We start from the raw sequence: 20592 nt of genomic DNA, 5'->3' as shown, positions 1-20592 counted from the left end.
TTCCTCCCAGTCAGGTGGTGGCCACGACGACAGTGCAGCCGCCCAGGCCGGGGCAGACCAGGCCCACCTCGGTGGCCTGGTCGACGGCGATCTTCGCCACCGCGCCGGTGCCGTCCGCCGCCGGTTCCACCTCGTCGCGGATGGTGAGGTCGGCGTCCCCGGGCGCCGGGGCGACGACAGTGAATGGCGCCGCGCTGCGCAACACCAGCGTGCGCAGCCCGCCCGGGTCGGCGACCCGTAGCACGCAGGTGCCGGAGAAGACCAGCCGACCGGGCTCTTCGACGCAGTCGGCGCCGACCGTCGCCGGGTCCACCGCGGCACGCTCGCCGCCCAGCGCGGCCAACCGGTCGACCAACCCGTGTCGGGCCGCCGGATCACCCCGGTCGCCGCGGCCCGCCCCGACCGCGACCACGAACAGCGCCACCAGCAGGACGGCGAGCAACCCCAGCAGCGCCTTCTGCCGACCGCTCATCGCGCCACGGCCCGCGCCACGACCTCGGTGAACCGGATCTCGTCGACGCCCGCGAAGTAGCGGTTCGTGCCCTGCGTCTTGCCGACCACCAGCAACGCCACCTGGTGGGGGCCCTTGGTGAGCTGGACCGTGCCGACGTCCAGGAACTCGGTCTTGCGCACCGTCGGCGTGAAGCCGAGGAACGTGCCGCCCACCTGTTGGCCGTCGATCGTGAAAACGGTGTTGGCGTAGTCGAGGGAGGTGGTGCGGACCACCGCGAACCGCCAGGTGCCGTCGGCCGGGATCTGCACCGTCACGGTGACCCGGTCGCCGATGGCCAACCCCTGGAAGAACAACTGCGTGTCCCCGGACCAGGTCACCCCGCAGCAGTTGGGTTGCGCCTCCACCTTCGCCCCGCTCTTCGCCGGGGAGTCCACCACCGCGCCCGGCACCAGGCTCTCCGCTTCGACGGTGACCACCCGCGGCTCGCCGGGGGGCGGGTCGCCGCCGCGGGTCAGCAACACCACCCCCACGGCGACCACCACCAGCACCAACGCCGCCGCGGCGGCGATCCACAACCATGGGGTACGCCGTGGCGGCGCGACCGCCCGCACCTCGTACGTGACCCGGCCGCTGGAGCGGGAACTCTCCTCCGGCGCGGTGTTCGCCGAGTACGCGAACCCGGTCATGTCGTAGCGCCGGGGCGGGGTGCCGGCCGGCACGGCGAGCGTGACCAGGAACGACACCGAGCCCTGACCGGGTACCACCCGCTGCGGCTCGGCGACGGTGAACCACGCCCGCTGGGAGCCGTCACCGGGGGCCACGTCGAACACCACCGTGTCCGGCGCGGTGCCGGGGTTGAAGACGGTGAAGGTCAGCTCACCGCAGTTGCGCGGGTCGAGGGTGAACTGTTCGGCGGCGGCGACGACCGCCCACTCGGTGGTCATGACGACTCCTCTTCCAGGACGATCTCGACGGTGGCCGAGGCGGGTTTCTCCGCCTCGACGATGCGGGTGATCACGGCGAGCTGGCCGGCGGCGGCCACCGGCACCCGCACCACGACGTGGAAGGGCCGCTCGGCGGGTTCCTCGATGACGAAGCCCGACGCCCCGGTGGCCAGTTCCAGGGCCCGGCGCAGCCCGTACGGGGTGCCGCGCCACCGGGCCAGCAGGGCGGCGTTGGCCACCAGGTCACGCAGCCGCCCCACCGGCAGCGGCAGCGGGGCGTCCGGGCGGGGCGAGGCGACCACGTGGTCCATCGCCACCCAGCGGGTCAACCGCACGACCAGCCCGTCCGGCGCCCGGTACGGGTCGAACAGCGCGTCCACCTCGGCGAGGATCGCCTCGTCCGGGGCGTGCAACCCCTCCATCACGTCCAGCAGTGCCCACAGCACGCTGCCCGGCACGCAGGCCCGCTGGTAGGCGGCGGGCAGCAACCGTTCAATCGCCGAGCGTCGCATCCTGGCGCACCACCTCGATGTCGTGCTCGCCGGAGCAGAGCAGCCAGGTATCCGGGACGGTCACCACGTCGGCGGTGGCCTGGTTGGCGCTGGACGTCCAGGTGACGGCGTCGGCGCTGCGGTGCACGCCGCGTTCGCCGCCGGCCAGGATCAGCCGCTCCACCGCGCCGGTGCCGCCGGCCGCCGCACCCGGCGCGCCCACGCCGCCGGACGTCGGGCCGCTGATCGCGATGGCGTCGACCGGCACGAACCGGGTCCGGTCCCGCAACGGCAACCCGCAGTTGACGGACACCGCCTGCCACTGCGGTTGGGCGGCCAGGGTGTCCAACCGCAGCACCCCGCCGCTCTGGGTGGCCGCCACCGCCTGCTGGCCGGCGAACGCGAGGTCCCGGCAGGTGCCGCCGATCCACCCGGCCTGCATCGACTGCCACTTCACGTCGGACTCGAACAGCCGGGTGCGGTGGCAACCCTGGCCGGGTTTCTTCGGGTCCGGTTCGCCGGCGCCACTCCACAGCAGGGTGGCCGGGCCGTCGTACTGCACGGCGAGCACCCGGTTGTCCACGTTGGCCAGACCGACGTGGGTGAAGCTGCCGGGTCGGCCGCCGCTTGTCGACAGGTACACCCCGAAACCGGCCTGGGCGGCCACCGCCACGCCCGGCGCGCCCCGCTCGGAGACGAACGTGCGGACCGCGTAGAAACCCCGGTCGGCGTCGGACGGGTCGACCAGGATCTGCAACGGCACCGCGCCGGGCAGCAGCGACACCTCGTACAGGCCGGTGTCGGTGGCCACCAGCAGCGCGCCCGCGCCGTCGCGGTCCAGCCACGCGACGTCGGAGATCCGCGCGTCCAGGTCGGTGAGCAGCGACCACGTCTCGCCCAGGTCGGCGCTCAGGTGCACCCGGGAGCCGCCCGAGGCCCGCAGCGTCACCACCGCCACCGAACCGGGCCGGGCGATGATGCCCGGGCGCACCGGCGCGGGTGCGGGCGCCACCCGCAGCACCGTCTCGTCGTCGAAACGACCGGCCGGTTCCCACCCTGCGCCGCCGTTGCTGGAGCGGAACAGCACCGCCCCGCGTCCGGCGTACCAGGTGCGCGGCTGGTACTGGTCGACGGCGAGGGCGCGCACGTCGGCGTCGGGCGCCTCGTCGACCACGAACCGCACCGACTCGACGTAGCGCACCCCCGGCTCGGCGTGCTCCAGCAGCCGGTACACGTTGGACGCCCGCAGCGGCTCACCGAACGGCCAGCCGGTCGGGTTGAGCGCGGTCGGCAGCGGGCTCAACGTCTGGTGCAACCGGTCGTGGATGCGGCGACGGACCGCGTCCACGTCCTCCTCGCGGCGGACCACCACCCGGGCGCGTACCGACACCGCCTTGAACCGCGCCCAGGTGGCCCGGGAGCGGATGCCGACCATCCGGCGTTCCTCCAGGTCCGCCTCGACCCGGTGGCGCGCCTCGGGCACCTCGTGCTCCCGCAGCACCGCCACCGGCAGCCGACCGCCCGGACGGGCCGCCTCCGGCACGTACGGCACCAGCACCACCTCGACCTCGCCCGGCCGGGCGAAGCTGTACACCGCCGCGCGGGTGAACGCCCGTGCCCGCGCCACCGCCCCGGAGCTGGTCGCGAGGACCTCGAAGTCACGGGCGGTGACCGCCCGCTGCTGGGCGAAGAACTCGTACGGGCCGCGCAGCAGCACCGATTCCAGCGCCTCCGTCTCCCGGCCGCCGGCCGCCGGGGTGGGGTTGTCGACGCGTACCCCGGGCAGTGGGTCGCGCAGGGTGCTCAGCGTGCCCGCCGCCACGTTGCCGCTGGGCCCGCCACCGGCGCGGTACCAGAGCCGGACCTGCCGCCCGGCCGGTGGCACGGCCGCGACGGTGACCGACGCCGGTGCGGTTTCGGCCACCGGGGTCGCCCCAGCGGCGGGTCGCAAATCGAGGGCCGGAGCGAAGGTGACAGTGCCCGAACAGCGGTCGACCAGGTACGCCTTGGCGTGCGGGCCGAGCCCGGCGAAGCTCTCCACCGGCTGCCAGATCTCGAACGTGCGACCGTCGTGCTCGCGGGCCGCCGCGCCCAGCTCGACGGTGCCGGCCGGCACCTCCACCCCGAGCAGCAGGTCCAGCGCCTCGGCGGTGTGCGTCAGCGGCGCGTGCGCCGCGCGCAGCACCTGCCCCGGCTGGCCGGTGCCCACGCCGAGCAGTTCCGCCTCGACCGGTTCGCAGTGGTGCATCCGGACCGTCACCGACGTCTCGTCGGCCGGCAGCAGCGTCGGTTCGGTGGTGACGAACACGACCGGCCGGGGGTCCGCGCCGCGGGCCGCCGCGACCCGCAGACCGGCCGGGATCCGCACCGCCGCGCGGTCGGTGCCGGTGCGGGTGAACCGGACGTCCGCCCAGGCGGCGGTCGGCGCGTGCCGGGTGACCCCGAGCAGGTTCAGAAACGAGACGTACGCCTTCTCCGGCAACTGGTTCAACCGGTAGATCATCACCTCGGTGAGGTGCGCGAACGTCTCCACCAGCGCCATCCCGGGGTCGTGCGCCGACAGGTCGGTCCACGCCGGGCAGGACTGCCGGATCCGTTCCCGGGCCTCGGTGACCAGGTCGAGGAAGCCGCGATCGTCCAGGTGCGGCACGGGCAGTGTCATGACGCTCCTCCCTGGGTGGGCTCGTCGGCCGGAAGCAGGTCGACGGAGAAGACCAGTTGCCCCGGTGTCAGGCTGGCCCGCACCCGGTAGTCCAACCGGATCACCAACCGCCACGCGTCGTCCGGGTCCGGCCCGGCGTCAGTGTCGATCACCTCGACCCGGGGCTCCCACCGGGCGATGGCCTGCCGGACGTAGTGGATGGCCAGACCGGCGGTGGTGTCGTCGTTGGGCGCAAAGACCAGCCGGTGCAACCGGGAGCCGTACCCGGGTCGCATCAGCCGCTCACCCGGTGTGGTCGACAGGAGCAGGAACAACGCCTGCCGTACGCTCTCGTCGCCGTCGGTCATCGCCAGGCCGCCGGCCGCGGTCAGCGCCAACCCACCGGTACGGCCGGCGTCGAAGCCGGCGCCGACGAACCGGAACGCCCTCACCGGTCCGCCCCCAGGAACCCCTGAGCCGGGTCGCGCACGGTGTGCTTGACCAGCCCCGGCGGTGTGCCGTTGGTGAAACCCTCCAGGTGCGACAGCACCACCCGGTGCCCGTCCACGCGCACCCAGTCGCTGTAGCCGACCCGGACCGTCAACGTCTGCGTGCACGGCTTGATGGTCGGGCCGTAGTTCGGGCAGGCGACGATCTTTCGTCCCTCCGGGTCGTCGTCGACGAGCACGGGCACGCCGGTGACCGTCACCCACTGCCGCGAGGGACGGTTCTCGACCCGGCCGTCGTGATCGCAGGTGATCACGGAGTCCCGGTGGATCCAACGCATCATCCGCCTCCTTGCTGATGGGCGCGGGCAAGCGTTCGGGCCTGCTCCGCCGCGGTGGTCGGGTCCTCGGTCGGCTCGGCGTGCAGGAAGTCCACGCTGCGGGCGCGCACCACCATGGCCCTACCGGGTGCGGAGATCACCAGGTCAGACGCCGCGTGCAGGGTGGCCAGGTCGGGGGTCAGCTCCAGGAAGCTGCCGCCCTCGGTGGCCAGCCGCAGGCTGCGCCGCACATCGTCGACGACTATCGACTGCCCGCCGGCGGTGCGCATCGTCCAGCGGCGGGCCTTTCCGTCGTCGATGCCCGCGTCGTACGGGGTGACGGCGCCGAACAGCGAGCCGAGCACGATGCCCGAGGCCGGCTCCCCGCCGGGCAGCACCACCAGCACGGTGTCGTCCGGGTCGGGGAGCGCCACCAGACCCTTGCCCGGCCCGGCACCGGGGCAGAGCACGGCGAGCCAGCCGGCGTCCAGGTCCCCGTACGCCGGCAGGGTCAACCGGACCCGGCCCAACCCGTCCGGGTCGGCGACGTCGGTGACCGTGCCAAGGGTGACCACCGCGCCGCCGGTCGGGCCCGCCGGGGTGGCCGGCGGCACCGTGGAGAACCGGGTCAGGTGCCCGTTGCCGTCCACCGTGTGCACCACCTCGGTCAGCACGTACGCCCCGGCGACCGGGTCGGGCACCCCGCCGAGGTCGACGCGGCGGCCCGGGCGCAGCGCCGGATCGCCCTCGGCCACCCCCTCGGCGGTGACCAGCGTCGCCGCCCGGGTGTCCAGTCGGGCCTGGGCCAGCGCCGCCAACTCGTCGTCGCTGCGGCCGGGCTGGTCCACGGCGGTGCGGACCCCGTCGGCACCCACGTCGGCCGGGTCCGGGCGGTCGTCGGCGGGCCTGCCGCAGCGCGCCTCGTCGACCTGCTGGCTGATCACCTCGGCCCGCTGCGGATGCCAGCCCAGCGCGGCGCTGGCACCGCTGGCCTGGTCGGTGTTGGTGGACAGCCGCAGGGTGTGCACCCCCGCGCCGAGCGTCAACGCGACCGGTTCCCCGTAACCGGCGAGGGTGACCAGCCGGACCCCGTCACCGTCGGCGGCCAGGTGCAGGCCAGCCCGGCCGGCCACCTCGCGCAGCAACTGCAGGTCGCTGTGCCGGTGCTGGAGCAGCCGCTCCAACCGGGGGCCGTCATCCTCGGCGGTCACCGTCAGCCCCACCGCGCCGCACAGCTCCCGGGCCAGCTCGGCGGCGGTCACCGAGGTGAACACCCGCAACCCCTGCCGTTTGCGCAACCGGTGCAGCGGGTCGTACGCCCGCAACCGCAGCACCGCCGCCCCGTCGGCCGCGTACTCCACCTCCACGCCGGTGACCTCGCCGGTGAACAGGGCGTCGGTGTGGTCGGCGAGCCGTACGTCGAGCGCCGTGCCGGGGCGTACCGCCGGGTCGAACGCGCCGGCCCCGGCGGTGCTGGCGAGCACCAGCTCGGCCTGGGTGGGCTGGTCGAGGCGGGCCGCCACCCGCAGTGACCGGATCCGCTGACGAGCCGCGCCGACCAGCTCGGCACCGTCCAGCCGGACGATCAACGCCCGGGGCGCGACGCTGGTCACGGCACACCCCCGGGTCCGCTCGTGGGCGCGGTCGCCGCGTTCCACGGTGCGTCGGCCGCGTTGAGGTACGACGCTGCCGCGCCCACCGCACCGGCCACCGTCCGGGCCACCCCGCTCATCGAAGCGCCGACTGTCGCGCCGGTGCCGGCGACGGGTGGGACGGCGAGGGTGGTGCCAGCCGGCACGGCGAGGGGGTCGGTGATCCGGTTGTGTTCGGCCAGCAGCCGCCAGCGCAGCGGCGAGCCGAGCGCGTCGTTGGCCAGCAGGTCGAACCGTACGCCGGAGCGACCCGGCTCGGCCGCGCCGTCACCGGCGGCGATCACCGCGCTGCCCGGCGCGGCGGTCGGGGTGCTCGCGGCGGCCAGCTCCTCGGCGAAGCCGGCCTCGGCCTGGTCGGCCGTCTCGGCGGCGCGGACCAGCTTCAGCCGCAGCCAGGACCGTCGCGGTGACCCGGTGCCGGTGAACGCGTCGAAGCGTTCCGCCACCGCGACGATCACACCGGGCACGTTCCAGGTCTTGCCCCAGACCAACCGGACCAGCGGCGGCCGCAGCCAACCGTGCTCGGTGGTGGAGTTCTCCGCCAGCATCCACAGCGGACGGGTGAGCACCCGCACGTCGACCGGACGCAGTTGCGCCTCCACGAAGTCGACGTCGAAGAGCAGGTCGAGCACCAGCTCGGTGCGGCCGCCGCCGGTGAAGACCAGCGGGTCGTCGGCCAGGCCGGACCCGGTGAGCTGCCCGCCGCCGGCACCCCGCTGACGGACCCCGGCGAGCCGGGTCACCTGCACGGTCTCCGGGTTGAGCAGGCAGTCCACCCGGACACCTGAGGAGTCGATGAGGAAGGCGACGCGTTCCATCAGTCACCCGCCTGTTCCCGGTCCAGTCGGGTCAGCTGGGCGGTGTCCAGCGCCGGCCCGGCGACCGACCACAGTGCACCGTCGTCGGGCAGCGCCGGCCACGGATCGTCGCCCCTCGCCGAGCCGACCGGCGGCGGCGCCGCAGTGCCCGTCGCCCGTCCGCCGCCGACCGTGTCCCACCCGGGGTCGGGCAGGGCGGCCGGTCGCCCGGACCGGGCCCGTTCGCCGGGCAGGTCCAGCCAGCGGTCACCGTCGCCGACGCGGGTCACGTCCCCGCGCCCGGTGGTGGGCGCGTGCCGGCCATCCGGCGCGGTGCGGCCGGTCCCGGATGCGTCGGCCCCGCCCAGGTCCGGCCAGGCCGGACGCCCGGACCACGTCGCCGGGCCCACGCGCGCCGACCCGGCCGCGCCCGGTGCGTCGGCACGCCGGCCGCGCCGGTCCGTTCCCGGCCGGGGCGGACCGGCCGGGTCGCCGGGGTACCCGTCGCGGCCACCAGTGCGCCGATCGGCGGTGGGCGGTGCGGCGGGCGAGCCGGCGGAACGCCCGGGACCGTGGTCGACCGCGGCCGGCCAGGGAGTGAGCCGGCGTGCGGTGGTGCGGGTGGGTTCCGGCTCCGGTCGGTGAGGGCGGCTGCCCGGTGGACGCTGCGCTCGGAAAACCATGGAGCGGATCGGCTGCGGGATCGACCGGGGCAGTCCGCTCGCGTCGAGGGCCGTGGCGTCGACGGCGGTGCTGGAGCCCTGGTTCGCCGGTCGTACTGGGGGCACCGCCGCGCCCGGTCCCACCGGCCCGGTGGGTTCGGCCGACCGGTCCGGCCCGGTCGGTTCGGCCCACACGTGCGGCCCGGTCGGCTCGGCCCACACGTCGGGCCAGGTCGCGCCGGTCGGCGGCGATGTCGTGTCCGAACGGGACGGCGAGGCCCCGCCACCGGACCGGCCGGCGGCACCGGCCCTCGTACCGGCGGCACCGGCCCTCGTACCGGCGGCACCGGCCCACGTACCGGCGGCACCGGCCCTCGTACCGTCGGGCTGGTCACCGCGCGCTGACCAGCGGACCGGCCGGCCGCTCCGGTGCTCGGCAGGCGACCTGGTCGGCCCGGTGTCCCCGCGCGGGCCGCGACCCCGCCGGCCCGTCCCGGCCGCGCTGACGGGTCCGCCCGTGTCGACCTCGCCGTCGCGCCTACCGGACCCGCCGGCCCGGCCGGACCCGGGGGACCGGCCGAACGTGCCGGGGCCCGCAGCGTCGGTGTCGACCCGGCCCGTCGATCCGCCCGGCTGCCCATCCCCGGCCTCGGCGTCGGCCGGGGACGGGTCGAGGTCCAGGTCGTGCAGCAGGCCGGGCGCGTGGGCGGCGACCAGGTCCAGCCAGTGCCGCGGCGGCTCCCCGAAACGGCGCGGCGTCGCCACGGGCGGCTGCGACAGTGGCGGCAGGTGCCCGTCCGGCTCGATCCGCCCGGCGAGGCGCTGCACCGCCCCGGCCGCCGAACGCAGTCGGCCGGCCAGCCAGCTACGCGGGCGTCGGCGCGGTGGCACCGCCGGTCTCCAGCTCCAGGCCCTCGTACCGCAGGGTCAGCGAGGCGATGGCGATCTCGTGGCTGAGGGTGTTGAGGTGCGCGCCGCGCCATCGGGTCGGCCAGGCGTCGATCAGGTTCCAGCGCAGCACCTCCGCGGTGCCGACCGAGTCGAGCAGCACCACCGACACGTTGCGGCGGTTGAGGGTGCCCTGCGCGGTGGCGTTCACCCAGTCCCACAACTCACGGGAGGCGGTGAGGCCGAAGTGCAACGTCACCGGCTCGTATTCGGCCTGGCCGGGCACCATCCGCATCCGACCCAGGCCGTGCTCCCGGTACGGCTGCCCGGGAATGTTCACCTCCAACCCGGTCATCTCGGTGAAGTGGCCGTTGGTGACACCGTTGATGAGCAGCCGGAAGTTGTACGCCCGGTACGGGTCGACCGGGGCGCCGGGTTGCGGGGTCGCGGTGGTGGGCATGTCAGCCTCCGATCGTCTCGGTCTCGGTGCCGCCGGCCCACTGGCTCAGCTTGAACACCACGAACTCGGCGGGCTTGACGACCGCGATGCCGATGTGGGCGATCACCATGCCCGCGTCGCGGACCTCCGGCGGGTTGGTCTCCTCGTCGCACTTGACGAAGAACGCCTCCTCGGGGCTGCGCCCCAGCAGCGCGCCGTCGCGCCACACCCGGGTCAGGAACGCCCCGATGTCGCGGCGGATCGAGCGCCAGAGGGTGAAGTCGTTGGGCTCGAACACCATCCACCGGGTGCCGTTGGCGATGGCCTGCTCGATCGCGATGCTGAGCCGCCGGACGTTCAGGTAGCGCCACTCGCTGGCCTCGGCGGCGAGCGTACGGGCGCCCCAGACGCGGATGCCCTCACCGGCGAAGTAGCGGATCACGTTGACGCCCTTGGGGTTGAGCACGTCGTGCTCGGGTCGGGTGACCAGGTAGCCCAGGTCGACGGCGCCGCGCACCGGTTCGTTGGCCGGGGCCTTGTGCACCCCGCGCAGGGCGTCGGTGCGGGCCCAGATGCCCGCCAGGTGCCCGCTCGGCGGGGTGAGTTCCAACTCGCCGCTGATCGGGTCGCGGACCCGCAACCAGGGGTAGTAGAACGCGCCGAACTCGGACTGTCGCGGCCGGTACGCGGCCCCCTCGTGGCCGCCGGAGCCGCCCGGCTGGGCCGAGCCGCCGCCGGAGCCGCCCGAGCCGCCGGCCGCACCGTCGGCAGGCTTGGCGGGTTTGCCGGAGGACGGCGTGGCGACCCGGGTCAACGCGGAGATGTCGTCGATGTCCGGCGCGGGGTCGCAGATCGCGACCATGGTGCGGGTGCGTTCGGCCATGCTGAGCAGCGCCTCGTGGGACACCGGGTCGTGGAAGCCGGGCGCGGCGATGATGGAGATCTCGTCGACGGCTTCCAACAGTTGCAGACCGCCGCGCCGCTGCCCGGTGCCGGTGATCGCGCCGCCCTCACCGACGTTGACGACCCAGCAGCGGGCGCCCCCGTTGTCCAGGAACCCGAAGACCGCCCGGGCCAGTGGGGTGCTCTCCACCCGCTCGCCGCCGGCGAAGAGCCGCAGGAACTCCGTCCAGTTGTTGACCGGCACCGCCTTGCCCAGGTGGGCGGAGCGGTCCGGGGCGACGCCGACGAAGGCGGCGATGCTGGTGCTCGCCGGCCCGATCGGTCGGGCGCCGCTGGGGACCTCCTCGACGTAGATGCCGGGGGAGAAGTAACTGGGCATCGGCCCTCCTTAGCGGGTGGGTGTCAGTGGGTCGGTGGCGCGCAGACGATGACGATGTCGTCCTCGCCCGCGTCGACGTCGGCGGTGAGGACGAGCCCACGTCCGGTCAGCCGCAGCCGGACCGGGCCCGGGTGCTCGGGGTCGTGCGGCACACCGACGATCAGGAACCGGCCCTGCGGGTCGGTGCGGGTGACGGACCCGGTGCCGGGCAGCTCGACCCGCATCGCGGCCAGTGGCTGATGCTCCGGGCCGACGACCCGCCCACGGAGGCTGCGCACGTCGAGTTGCCGCAGCCGCAGCGGTTGCCGCACCGGCGGCGCGGCCGGGGCCGGGTGGTCCACCTGCGCCGCCACGTCGATCAGCAACGCCGGTCGGGGCGCCGCACCGAACGCCGTCCACAGTGGCGCGTCACCGGCCTCCAGTACCACCGGGTACCTGCCGTCGCCGGTCGCGGCGGTGAGCACCCGATCCAGCCGGGGCAACCCGGCGGGCCCGGTCACGCAGAGCAGGTGGCGGACCGTGAACCGGTACGGTTCGCGGACCGCGCCGCTGGAGCGGGTCTGCCGGGCCGGGCGCAGTTCGAGGGGCCAGAGGGTGAGCCCGTCGGCGTCGTCGCACGCGCGGGGCGGGCCGACCGGGACGGGTTCCCCCGCCGCGCTGGTCACCCAGGCGACCAGCTCGGCGGTGGCGGTCTCGATCGGTCCGCGCCCGTGGGTGCTCATCGCGGTGGCGTCCCCTGGATCCGGTAGGCGATGGCCTCGTTCCAGACGTGCGGGTAGACGCCGATCTCGAAGTACCGGGTGAAGCGGTTGATCGGCGCGTTGGTGTGGTCGTGGTAGAGCAGCCACACCGGCACGATGGTGAACAGGACGTAGTTGGCCAGCACCAGGGGGATGTAGAGCGGCCCGAGTAGCCGCCCCTGGAAGATGTGCACGTCCTCGTGCCGCTGAATGCCGGAGCTGGAGCCGGCGCAGACCGTGCCGATGGTGGTGGCGTACCGGGGCGAGACCCCCTCCACCACGCTGACCCGTCCACTGCCCAGCGAGGTGGGCCGGTCCAGGGAGTGCCCGAAGACCAGGTGCACGGTCAGGTAGATGGCGCCGACGACGGTGTTGAGCAGACTCCAGGTGTGGTCGACGACGAAGAGGAAGATGCCACGGGCGTCCGGGGCGTACACCCCGGCGGAGGCCACCGACCAGCCGAAGACCGCGCCGACCACCAGGCCCACGACGGCGCCGATCAGCAGCCCGATCGGGCCACCGGCGAGGAAGCCGAGCAGGGCCCCGAAGCCGACCTGGATGACGGCGCTGAGAATTCCGAAGACCATGACGACACCCCTCTCAGACCCAGGAACGGAAGACTCGGGGCTCGCGACCGCTGGCGACCTGCGTCGGCGTCGCCTGCCGGTTGCCGGGCGGGAACTGGTTGACGCCGAGCGCGGCGGAGAAGATGACCAGCGCGTTGAAGAACGCGATGACCCACTTCTCGCCGCCGGCGTCGTCGGCGAACGCCGCCGTCACGTAGGACAGCAGCAGCGCGATGGCGATGGCGATCCACTTGCGGAGCTTGTCGCCGCTCGGGCCGATCAGCCCGCCGATGACGTTGGTGGCCAGCAGGGTGGCGGCGCTCGCGCCGGCGATGGTCCCCAGAGCTGCCCAAGTGAAGAGATCGTTCATGACGATCCCCCTTTTCTGCGATGGTGCGACCGGAATGTGGTGGTGGTGAGGTTCGGTGCGCCCGCTGGGGGAGCACCGGGGCCGGTCGCCATCGGTTCGGGGGCGGCCGGGACCGGGCGTGGCCGGCCGGGGCCGGCCACCAGATGGATCAGCCGGGCCCCGGGGCGCCGGCGGGCGGGCCCGGCGGCGGGGTCGGACCGGGCGCGGCCGGCGTCGCGGGGAGGCGGCGGCGCACCAGGAGTACGCCCACCGCGGTGATCACCAGCAGGAGGAGGACACCGCCGACGACCAGCAACCAGGGGAATCCGCCGCCGTCGTCAGCGCCGGCGGCGGCCGGTGAGGTGGACGGGCGGGGCGGGGCCTCGGCCACGGCCCGCAGTTCGGTCGGCTTCTCCTGGTTGGGGTCGACCTTCCAACTGACCGAACGGCCGTTGACGGTGCCATTGCTGTCGATCACCCGGCCGGGAAATGTCACCGAGATCTCGAACGACATGAGCTTGAGGAACGCCTGTTGGTTCTGCGGATTCTGCTCCGCGACCTTTCCGCCATATTTCTTGGGGTCGAGCGGGAGCGTGAAGCGGTACAGATCGCCGTCCCGGACCAGTTTCACGCTCTCGGTGTCGAAACCGGCAAGCGGCGCCTTGCGGTAACTGATCTGGGATCCGTAAAAAGTGTCGTCCTGGTAAAGGGTTTCCTCACCGGCCGGCAGGGCGGGGATGTTCTGCCGCAACTCCGCGAAGGCGACCGGGAGGTTCTTGTTGCGCCCGCTCAGCACGGACTTCTGGGCCGTCAGCAGGAGCTGGCCGTCGACAGTGTCGTCGGCGTTGACCGTCAACCCCATGTTGAGTTGCATGCAGCCGCTCAGCGCGGCGAGAAGGAGGAGGCACACCGCGACGCGGAGTGCTCTGCCGCGGTTGACTCTCCTGTTCATGGGCTCAGTGTGTGTGATCGCTTTCATCATCAGCAGTCAGCGATCGGTCACAACGAAGTCGCCGATTGTACCGACGCGCTGTCGTCTTTGATTAGCCCGGAGGGCGACCCGAATGACTATTCTGGAGCTTTGGGGCGACGACGGTTCATCGTCGGCTGTGGGGCTGATCGATCGGAAATGTCGCGGGCGTCCCGCCGGTGGATCCTGCGGCCGGCTCAGCCCGCCGGTGGTCGCCAGTCCGCGTACCGGGCCATGCTGCGCAGCGCGACCCGACCCGGGGTGAGCCGCAACGCGGTGTCGCGCATCGCGACGGCGATCGGGTGGCGCAGCTGCTGTCCGAACCGGCCGGCGGTGACGGAGGCCCGGGCGACGGCCTGGCTGCGCGGTCGGCGCTGCTCGTCGTACGCGCCGAGGGCGGCGGCCGGCAGCCCTTCGGCGCCGTTGGCGCAGACCGCGCCGAGCACCACCGCGTCCTCGATGGCCTGTCCGGCCCCCTGGCCGAGGTTGGGTGTCATCGCGTGGGCGGCGTCGCCGAGCAGCGCCACCCGACCCCGCACGTACGACGGCAGCGGCACGGCCAGGTGGTGGATGTCGTTGCGCAGCACGACGCCGGGAGGGGTGCCCGCGAGCAGCGCCGGAATGGGGTCGTGCCAGTCGCCGAAGCGCTCCCGCAGGGCCGCGAGTTCGTCGGGGGCGTGGCCGCCCGGCGGGGCGTTCAGTGCGGCGTACCAGTAGAGCTGACCGTCGCCGATCGGCACCATGCCGAACTCGGCCCCCGGTCCCCAGCTGATGGCGGCCGGGACCGGGTCCGCGAACGCGATGGCCGCCCGCCACGCCGTCGATCCGGCGTACACCGGGCCGGGGTGTTGCGGCCAGAGCTGGGCGCGGACCCGGCTGCGCAGGCCGTCGGCGCCGACCACCAGATCGGCGGTGAGGGTGCGCGGGCCGTCGGGGGTGCGGTAACGCACCGACGCCCGGTCCGGGTCGGACTCGACGTGCTCCACGGTCGCCGAGGTGTGCAGGGACGAGGCGGGCAGGGCCTCGCGCAGGGTGCGGTGCAGCGTGGCCCGGTGCACGCCGAGCGCGGTGGTGCCGAGCTGCCGGACCATCTCCGTGGCGTCCACCCGGGACAGCCACCGGCCGTGCCGGTTGCGGATGCCGCCGGGTGCCTCGCCGTGGCCACCCCGGCGCACTGTCGGGCCGAGGCCGAGGGTGTCCAGCGCGCGCACCGCGTTGGCCATCAGGCTCAGGCCGGCGCCGACCTCGCGCAGCTCGGGGGCGCGCTCCAGCACGGTGACCCGCCATCCGTGCCGGTGCAGGGCGAGCGCCGCGCTCAACCCGCCGATGCCGCCGCCCACCACCACCGCGTGCGAGTCGCTCACGTCGATCCTCCTTCTACACCTGTAGAAGGAGATACTAGCCGCGGAACACGGGAAAGGGGACCGCCATGACGGCGCGGGCGAACCGGATCGCGACGCTGACCGACGCCGCCATCGAACTGATCGCCGACGGCGGCATGCGAGCCCTGACCCACCGGGCGGTCGACGGCCGCGCCGGAGTGCCGCCGGGCACCACCTCCGCGTACCTGCGGACCCGCCAGGCGCTGATCGAGGCCGTGGTGGGACGGCTCGCCGAACGGGACCGGGCCGACCTGGCCGCGTACGACCTGCCGACCGACCCGCCACCCCCGACGCCGGCTCCCCGGCTCGACAGCGGCGACCTCGACGCGCTCGCCGCCGGCGTCGCCGAGGTGCTCGACCGCTGGTTGAGCACCGGGCGCAGCCGAAGCCTCGCCCGCTACGCCTGCCTGCTGGAGGCGGTGCACCGGCCTGAGCTGCGCGGCATCCTGCAGCACGGCACCGGCCTGCGGGCGCAGGCCCGGGACCTGCTGACCCGGGCCGGGGCGACCGACCCGGACCGGCAGGGCGACCAGTTCGTGGCGTTCGTGGACGGGCTGCTCTTCGACCGGCTGGCCGGCTCGGGCGCGCTCACCGCCCCGCCGCCGGGCAGCGCGGCCAGCCGCGCCGACCTGAGCGCCGCCGTCCGGACACTGCTGCGCGCCCTCACCGGAAACTGACCCGTCCGGCCCGTCGGCCGGCATCGGGGCAGCCCGGTGAGCAGGCCCGACGGTGACGGAAGACGATCATCTCGGGATACCGTGGGCCGCTGGAGTGGTGCCGTGGGTTGGCCCTTTGGAGCTGAATCGTCTACGACATCGAGCCGGGCCCGTTTGCGGTATCCGTCTGCGGCCGTGAGTCGGGGCTCGATCCGGTCGGGGCCGCCAGCGTGAACCGGGCGCGGGAGGGCGCCTGATTCGTTGACGGCATCAGCTCCAAAGGGGCTGCGAACGACGTATGCGGGCGGGCCGGCGGTGTCGTGGCGCACTCGGACGGGCCGGCGGTGCGGTGACCTGGTCGGCGGTGTGGTGACCTGATTGGCGGCGAGGCCGACCCGGGATCCGCCTCGGCCTCGCGGTGCGGTGAGCTGGTGACGTGCGGCCGGGCGGGCAGGGGCCTGGCAGGGCGACCGGCGCGGGTGGGAGAGGCAGGGCGATGGTGCGGATCAGCGGGCTGCGGACGGCTGCTGGGCGGCTGCGGCGTGGCTGGCGGCCGGTGCTGGAGGCGACGGTCGCGGCGACAGTGGCCTGGCTGCTGGCCACCCGGCTGCTCGGGCACCCACAGCCCTTCTTCGCGCCGGCCGCCGCGCTGATCGTTCTCGGTCAGGCCCGGGGGCAGCGCATCCGCCGCGCCGTCGAGGTCGTCCTCGGGGTCGCCGCCGGGGTGCTCGTCGCCGACCTGGTGGTGCAGGCGCTCGGCCCGGGCAGCACCTGGACGGTGTTCACCGTCATCCTGCTCACCGTCCTGCTCGCAGTGGCCTTCGGCGCCACCGGCGTGACCCTGGTGCAGGCGGCGGTCTCCGCGCTCTACCTGGTGGTGGTCGCGCCGCCGGACGGGTCGTTGGTGCCGTTCCGCTTCGTCGACGCGCTCGTCGGCGGCGCCGTCGCGCTCGCGGCCAGCCTGCTGGTCGACGCCCGGCACCCGCTCGCGCCGCTGGTCGCCGAGGTGCGGCGGACCTTCGACGAGCTGGCCGGGTTGCTGGGCGGGATCGCCGACGCGCTGGACGACCGCGACGAGCCGGCGGCTGTCGCCGCGCTGCGGCAGGCGCGGGGGATGGACGCCCGGGTGGACGGATTGCGCGACGGAGTGCTGGCCGCCGGTGAGGCGCTGCGGCTCAACGTCCGCCGACGTCAGCACCTCGGTCGGCTGCACTCGGTGGACGAGTCGATCCGGCAGATCGACTACGCGGTCCGCAACGTCCGGGTGCTTGCCCGTGCGGGGGTGACCCTCAGCCGGATGCAGACGCCGGCCCCGGCCGAGCTGGGCGCCGCCCTGCGGTCCCTGGCCGAGGCGGTCCGGCAGGCCGGTGCCGCCCTCGCCGCCGACCTGGACGGGCAGGAGGAGACCGCCGACCGGCACGCCACCCGGGCCGACGAGTCGGCGTTGGCCGCGGTGCACGCCGCCGGGCAGCTCTTCGGCTCCACCCAGACCCTTCCCCTGGCAATGATCATCGGTCAGGTCCGGGCCACGGCCATCGACCTGCTGCGCGGCGTCAACCCGGGCGACGACGCCGCCGTCCTCGCCCGCGTCGACGACGCCCTCGGGCTTCCCCCGGTCTGACACCCGCCCGGTCAGGGCCGGGCCCCGGCCCGTGGGGGATGGCCGGTGAGCCAGGTGACGGCCCTGTCGCGGACCGGCACCGGGATACCGTGGCCGCCGGGGAACTCCTCGTAGGTCACGTCGTAACCGCGGTCGCGCAGGTGGGGGACGAGGCGGCGGCTGCACACGTCGATCGGCAGCACCCGGTCGTCGACGCCGTGCGAGATGAAGACCCGTGGCCGGCCGTGCGTGACCGGCGGCGCGGCGAAACCGGGGGAGAACGCCACCACCGCGTCGAACAGATCCCCGTTCGCCAGGCCCAACGACAGCGCGTACGAGGCGCCGTCGGAGAAGCCGCCGACTGTCACGTCGGCGACCGGGTAGCCGTCGAAGACGCTCGCCAACAGCGCGTCGATGCGCCGCACGTCCGCCCCGAAACCGCCGGCGATCAGGTCCCAACTGGCCGCCGACGAGTCCGGGGCGACCAGCAGCAGGTGCTGCGCGTCCGCGACCGGCAACAGCAGGTCCAGGCCCTGTCGCGCCGAGCCGCCGGCACCGTGCAGGAGCAGCACCAGCCGGTACGCCGAACCGTCGCCCGCCGGCTCCGGGACGTACCCCACCGCCAGTCGGTCCCCGTCGCGGCCGGTCATCGGCACCAGCCCGGTGCGCCCCGGCGCCACCGGAGGGTGGTGGCGGGCGGTCAACCGGCCGTCGCGCGGGCTCGGCGCCGGGTCCCAGTGCGACGGCGCGGAGTCGGACACGGGTCGGCGCTCCTCGCGGTGGACGAAAGGTCCGCCCCGGTTACCCGACCCGTGCGGGATTAACCGTCGACGTTCCCCGCCGGGCGTCGACTCAGGCGCTGGCCCGCGCCACCAGCGCCGACGGGAAGAGGGTCACCGGGGCCGCCGGGCGTCCGTCCAGCACAGCGGTGGCCGCGGCGACGGCGATCCGCCCCACCGGGTGACTCGCCGTGGTCAGCGCCGGGGCGGTCATCCCGGCCAACGGAATGTCGTCGAAGCCGGCCACCGCGACGTCGCCCGGCACCCGCACACCGACGTCCCGCAGGCCCGCGATCACGCCGAGCGCGGTGTCGTCGCTGATCGCGTAGACCGCGTCGATGTCCGGCCAGCGGTGCAGCGCCTCGCCGGCCGCCGTCCGGCCACGCGCCGCCCGGAAGTCCCCGGGCACGATCCGCTCCGGCAGGCCCGCCTCGGCCATCAGCCGGCGGTACGTCTGCACCGGGCGTTGCGCGCAGGGCAGCCATCGGGGGCCGGTCACCATGGCGATACGGCGGCGGCCCGCGGCGTACAGGTGGCGCAGCACCGCTTCGGAGCCGGCGGCGTTGTCGACGTCGAACGACGGCACGGTGGCCGAGCCGACGCCGATCGAGACGACCCGACCGCGTAGCGACGGGGGAACCGCCGCCAGCAGCTCCTCGGTGGTGTTGACCAGGATCACCCCGCACACACTGCGATCCCGGCCGATCCGGTCGAGGCTGCGGGGGTCGCCGAACGGCAGCCAGTGCAGCGCCACCCCGACACCGGCGGGCGTGCACACCCGGGCGGCCGAGCCGACCACCTGGTGCACGTACGGGTCGTCCAGCACCGCGGCGCTGGTTCCCAGAACGGCCACCACCAGGCGGACGCCGCCGCCGCGGACCAGCGCCCGGGCGGCCGGGTTGGGCACGTAGCCGAGCTGGTCGACGGCCGCGGTGACCTGTTCCCGGGCGGCCGGTGACGCGAACCCCGTACCGGCGATCACCCGCGACGCGGTGGACCGGGACACCCCGGCGACCCGGGCCACGTCCTCAAGAGTGGCCGGTCGCTGTGCCGCTGTCGTCATCGTCGCCTCCCGCGGCGGCCCGTCCGGTCGGACCAGCGCCTGCGCCCATCATGCCCCGCCCCTTACCACTGCGGTAAGGGGCGGTCCCGGGTTGTGGTGGTAGCGCTCTCAGGTGTGCGATCGTGCCAGGAGATCACCCCGAGAAAGAGGACCCACCCTCGTGAGCGCCCCCACCAGTCGACCCCTGGCCCCGGACACCGCCTCGCCGAACCTGCGGACGGTGCGGCTCGCCCGCAACGGTGTCGCTGTCACCTTCACCCTCAACGGGCTGGCCGTCGGCAGCTGGTTCTCCCGGGTTCCGGCGGTCCGTGAGGCGTTGGACCTCTCCGCCGGCCGACTCGGGCTGCTGCTGCTGGCGATGAGCGTCGGCGCGTTGCTCGCCATGCCCACCTCCGGCCTGCTCGCCCAGCGCTTCGGCGCGGCCCGCACCGTGACGATGGCCACCGTGCTCGTCGCGGTCGGCCTGAGCGTGGCCGGGCTGGGTGCCACGATGACCGGCTCGTTCGCCCTCGTCGCCCTGGGGTTGGTTGCCCTCGGTTACGGCTCCGGCGCCTGCGACGTGGCGATGAACGTCGAGGGCGCGGCGGTGGAGCGGCGGCTCGGCCGGACGATCATGCCCCGGTTCCACGCGGGGTGGAGCCTCGGTTCGGTTGCCGGTGCGGCGCTCGGTGCCGGGGCGGCCCGCTTCGACGTGTCAGTCGGCGCGCACCTCGTCGCGGTGGCCGTGGTCGTGTTGACCGGCACCGCGCTCGCCGCCCGGACGTACCTGCCGGTGGGCAGCGATCACACCGGCGACCCGGCGGACGCCACCCCGGCGGCCCGCCGCCGGGCGCAACTCGCCGCCTGGCGAGAGCCGCGCACCCTGCTGATCGGGCTGTTCGTACTGGTGGCCGCGTTCACCGAGGGTGCCGCCAACGACTGGTTGGCGGTGGCGTTCATCGACGGACGGGACCTGAGCGAGGCCGCCGGGGCGGCCGTCTTCGCGGTCTTCGTGGTGGGCATGACCATCGGGCGTACCGCCGGCACCATCGCGCTGGACCGCTGGGGTCGGGTACCGGTGATCAGCGGCACCATCGGCCTCGCCGTGCTCGGCGCGGGCCTGGCCGTGCTGGCGGGTTCCGGGCCGGTGGCCGTTGTCGGCGTGGCGCTGTGGGGTCTCGGTGCGTCGCTGGGCTTCCCGGTCGGGATGAGCGCGGCGGCCGACGACGAGGCGCACGCGGCGGTGCGGGTGAGCGTGGTCGCGGTGATCGGCTACACCGCGTTCCTCGGCGGCCCGCCGTTGCTGGGGCTGGTCGGCGACCAGGTCGGCACCCTGCGCGCGCTGCTGGTGGTGCCACTGCTGCTGCTGCCGACCCTGCTGCTGGTGCCGGTGCTGCGCCCGCAGCACCCGGGCGGAACGGCTCCGTCGGTAGATAAAAACTAACCCACCGCGCCGCCTGGCGGTATCGGGTGCGTGGCCGACTGCGCCGCG

Annotated in this window: 21 protein-coding genes; 3 read left to right on the top strand and 18 right to left on the bottom strand. The window is 74.4% G+C overall.

The features are described 5' to 3' along the window. Positions 1-10 precede the first annotated feature (10 nt). The 16 genes from QSK15_RS23840 to QSK15_RS23765 form a co-directional block, all read right to left on the bottom strand. Entirely contained in the window at positions 11-472 is a 462-nt protein-coding gene (locus QSK15_RS23840; protein ID WP_285796372.1) for a hypothetical protein, read from the bottom strand. After that, a complete protein-coding gene (locus tag QSK15_RS23835; RefSeq protein ID WP_285796371.1) occupies positions 469-1398 on the bottom strand; it encodes a carbohydrate-binding protein in 930 nt (309 codons plus the stop codon). The genes QSK15_RS23840 and QSK15_RS23835 overlap by 4 nt, the downstream gene beginning before the upstream one ends. Then, positions 1395-1910 carry a phage tail protein gene (locus tag QSK15_RS23830; RefSeq protein WP_285796370.1) on the bottom strand — a complete coding sequence of 172 codons (516 nt, stop codon included), beginning with the start codon at positions 1908-1910 and terminating at the stop codon, positions 1395-1397. The genes QSK15_RS23835 and QSK15_RS23830 overlap by 4 nt, the downstream gene beginning before the upstream one ends. Then, positions 1891-4551: a putative baseplate assembly protein gene (locus QSK15_RS23825; protein WP_285796369.1), complete on the bottom strand. Its 2661-nt coding sequence runs from the start codon at positions 4549-4551 to the stop codon at positions 1891-1893. The genes QSK15_RS23830 and QSK15_RS23825 overlap by 20 nt, the downstream gene beginning before the upstream one ends. Then, positions 4548-4982 (bottom strand): GPW/gp25 family protein, encoded by a 435-nt coding sequence (locus QSK15_RS23820; protein WP_030327502.1) that lies wholly within the window; start codon positions 4980-4982, stop codon positions 4548-4550. The genes QSK15_RS23825 and QSK15_RS23820 overlap by 4 nt, the downstream gene beginning before the upstream one ends. Continuing rightward, complete coding sequence (locus QSK15_RS23815; protein ID WP_285796368.1) at positions 4979-5320, bottom strand: hypothetical protein; 342 nt, start codon at positions 5318-5320, stop codon at positions 4979-4981. The genes QSK15_RS23820 and QSK15_RS23815 overlap by 4 nt, the downstream gene beginning before the upstream one ends. Beyond that, a complete protein-coding gene (locus QSK15_RS23810; RefSeq protein ID WP_285796367.1) occupies positions 5317-6909 on the bottom strand; it encodes a contractile injection system protein, VgrG/Pvc8 family in 1593 nt (530 codons plus the stop codon). Before QSK15_RS23810 ends, QSK15_RS23815 begins: the two co-directional genes overlap by 4 nt. Continuing rightward, complete coding sequence (locus tag QSK15_RS23805) at positions 6906-7766, bottom strand: CIS tube protein (protein WP_285796366.1); 861 nt, start codon at positions 7764-7766, stop codon at positions 6906-6908. Before QSK15_RS23805 ends, QSK15_RS23810 begins: the two co-directional genes overlap by 4 nt. Beyond that, positions 7766-9298, bottom strand: a complete 1533-nt coding sequence (locus QSK15_RS23800; protein ID WP_285796365.1) for a hypothetical protein — start codon at positions 9296-9298, stop codon at positions 7766-7768. The genes QSK15_RS23805 and QSK15_RS23800 overlap by 1 nt, the downstream gene beginning before the upstream one ends. After that, positions 9273-9755 (bottom strand): phage tail protein, encoded by a 483-nt coding sequence (locus QSK15_RS23795; protein ID WP_030327509.1) that lies wholly within the window; start codon positions 9753-9755, stop codon positions 9273-9275. Before QSK15_RS23795 ends, QSK15_RS23800 begins: the two co-directional genes overlap by 26 nt. Before the next feature lies 1 nt (position 9756). Beyond that, positions 9757-11016, bottom strand: a complete 1260-nt coding sequence (locus tag QSK15_RS23790) for a phage tail sheath family protein (protein ID WP_285796364.1) — start codon at positions 11014-11016, stop codon at positions 9757-9759. 23 nt (positions 11017-11039) lie between these two features. After that, positions 11040-11738, bottom strand: a complete 699-nt coding sequence (locus QSK15_RS23785; protein WP_285796363.1) for a carboxypeptidase-like regulatory domain-containing protein — start codon at positions 11736-11738, stop codon at positions 11040-11042. Continuing rightward, complete coding sequence (locus tag QSK15_RS23780) at positions 11735-12343, bottom strand: glycine zipper family protein (protein ID WP_285796362.1); 609 nt, start codon at positions 12341-12343, stop codon at positions 11735-11737. Before QSK15_RS23780 ends, QSK15_RS23785 begins: the two co-directional genes overlap by 4 nt. 13 nt (positions 12344-12356) lie before the next feature. Continuing rightward, positions 12357-12692, bottom strand: a complete 336-nt coding sequence (locus QSK15_RS23775; protein WP_030327513.1) for a hypothetical protein — start codon at positions 12690-12692, stop codon at positions 12357-12359. Between the two features lie 148 nt (positions 12693-12840). After that, positions 12841-13623, bottom strand: coding sequence for an LppM family (lipo)protein (locus QSK15_RS23770; RefSeq protein ID WP_285796361.1), 783 nt, complete (start codon positions 13621-13623; stop codon positions 12841-12843). A 215-nt stretch (positions 13624-13838) separates the two neighbouring features. Continuing rightward, complete coding sequence (locus QSK15_RS23765; RefSeq protein ID WP_285796360.1) at positions 13839-15005, bottom strand: FAD-dependent oxidoreductase; 1167 nt, start codon at positions 15003-15005, stop codon at positions 13839-13841. Between the two features lie 65 nt (positions 15006-15070). Between QSK15_RS23765 and QSK15_RS23760 the strand changes: the two genes are divergently transcribed. Beyond that, positions 15071-15700, top strand: a complete 630-nt coding sequence (locus tag QSK15_RS23760) for a TetR/AcrR family transcriptional regulator (RefSeq protein WP_285796359.1) — start codon at positions 15071-15073, stop codon at positions 15698-15700. Between the two features lie 475 nt (positions 15701-16175). Then, a complete protein-coding gene (locus tag QSK15_RS23755; protein WP_285796358.1) occupies positions 16176-17300 on the top strand; it encodes an FUSC family protein in 1125 nt (374 codons plus the stop codon). Between the two features lie 11 nt (positions 17301-17311). Here QSK15_RS23755 and QSK15_RS23750 read toward each other — a convergent pair whose 3' ends face one another. Together QSK15_RS23750 and QSK15_RS23745 are read right to left on the bottom strand one after the other, a co-directional pair. Next, positions 17312-18040 (bottom strand): alpha/beta hydrolase, encoded by a 729-nt coding sequence (locus QSK15_RS23750; protein WP_285796357.1) that lies wholly within the window; start codon positions 18038-18040, stop codon positions 17312-17314. A gap of 91 nt (positions 18041-18131) precedes the next feature. Beyond that, positions 18132-19121 carry a LacI family DNA-binding transcriptional regulator gene (locus tag QSK15_RS23745; RefSeq protein ID WP_285796356.1) on the bottom strand — a complete coding sequence of 330 codons (990 nt, stop codon included), beginning with the start codon at positions 19119-19121 and terminating at the stop codon, positions 18132-18134. A 160-nt stretch (positions 19122-19281) separates the two neighbouring features. Here QSK15_RS23745 and QSK15_RS23740 point away from each other — a divergent pair, with 160 nt between their 5' ends. After that, positions 19282-20544 (top strand): MFS transporter, encoded by a 1263-nt coding sequence (locus tag QSK15_RS23740; RefSeq protein WP_285796355.1) that lies wholly within the window; start codon positions 19282-19284, stop codon positions 20542-20544. The last annotated feature ends 48 nt before the right edge of the window (positions 20545-20592 follow it).

Source organism: Micromonospora sp. NBRC 107095 (assembly GCF_030269705.1).
In the GTDB taxonomy this organism is placed as follows: domain Bacteria; phylum Actinomycetota; class Actinomycetes; order Mycobacteriales; family Micromonosporaceae; genus Micromonospora; species Micromonospora parva.
This window is presented reverse-complemented; position numbering and strand designations above follow the sequence as displayed.

Bases quoted from the DNA above. Each gene is read 5' to 3' on its own strand.
- QSK15_RS23745 (WP_285796356.1), bottom strand. From the start codon at position 19,121: ATGACGACAGCGGCACAGCGACCGGCCACTCTTGAGGACGTGGCCCGG.
- QSK15_RS23790 (WP_285796364.1), bottom strand. From the start codon at position 11,016: ATGCCCAGTTACTTCTCCCCCGGCATCTACGTCGAGGAGGTCCCCAGC.
- QSK15_RS23760 (WP_285796359.1), top strand. From the start codon at position 15,071: ATGACGGCGCGGGCGAACCGGATCGCGACGCTGACCGACGCCGCCATC.
- QSK15_RS23805 (WP_285796366.1), bottom strand. From the start codon at position 7,766: ATGGAACGCGTCGCCTTCCTCATCGACTCCTCAGGTGTCCGGGTGGAC.
- QSK15_RS23830 (WP_285796370.1), bottom strand. From the start codon at position 1,910: ATGCGACGCTCGGCGATTGAACGGTTGCTGCCCGCCGCCTACCAGCGG.
- QSK15_RS23770 (WP_285796361.1), bottom strand. From the start codon at position 13,623: ATGAACAGGAGAGTCAACCGCGGCAGAGCACTCCGCGTCGCGGTGTGC.
- QSK15_RS23785 (WP_285796363.1), bottom strand. From the start codon at position 11,738: ATGAGCACCCACGGGCGCGGACCGATCGAGACCGCCACCGCCGAGCTG.
- QSK15_RS23755 (WP_285796358.1), top strand. From the start codon at position 16,176: ATGGTGCGGATCAGCGGGCTGCGGACGGCTGCTGGGCGGCTGCGGCGT.
- QSK15_RS23840 (WP_285796372.1), bottom strand. From the start codon at position 472: ATGAGCGGTCGGCAGAAGGCGCTGCTGGGGTTGCTCGCCGTCCTGCTG.
- QSK15_RS23795 (WP_030327509.1), bottom strand. From the start codon at position 9,755: ATGCCCACCACCGCGACCCCGCAACCCGGCGCCCCGGTCGACCCGTAC.
- QSK15_RS23835 (WP_285796371.1), bottom strand. From the start codon at position 1,398: ATGACCACCGAGTGGGCGGTCGTCGCCGCCGCCGAACAGTTCACCCTC.
- QSK15_RS23825 (WP_285796369.1), bottom strand. From the start codon at position 4,551: ATGACACTGCCCGTGCCGCACCTGGACGATCGCGGCTTCCTCGACCTG.
- QSK15_RS23815 (WP_285796368.1), bottom strand. From the start codon at position 5,320: ATGATGCGTTGGATCCACCGGGACTCCGTGATCACCTGCGATCACGAC.
- QSK15_RS23775 (WP_030327513.1), bottom strand. From the start codon at position 12,692: ATGAACGATCTCTTCACTTGGGCAGCTCTGGGGACCATCGCCGGCGCG.
- QSK15_RS23780 (WP_285796362.1), bottom strand. From the start codon at position 12,343: ATGGTCTTCGGAATTCTCAGCGCCGTCATCCAGGTCGGCTTCGGGGCC.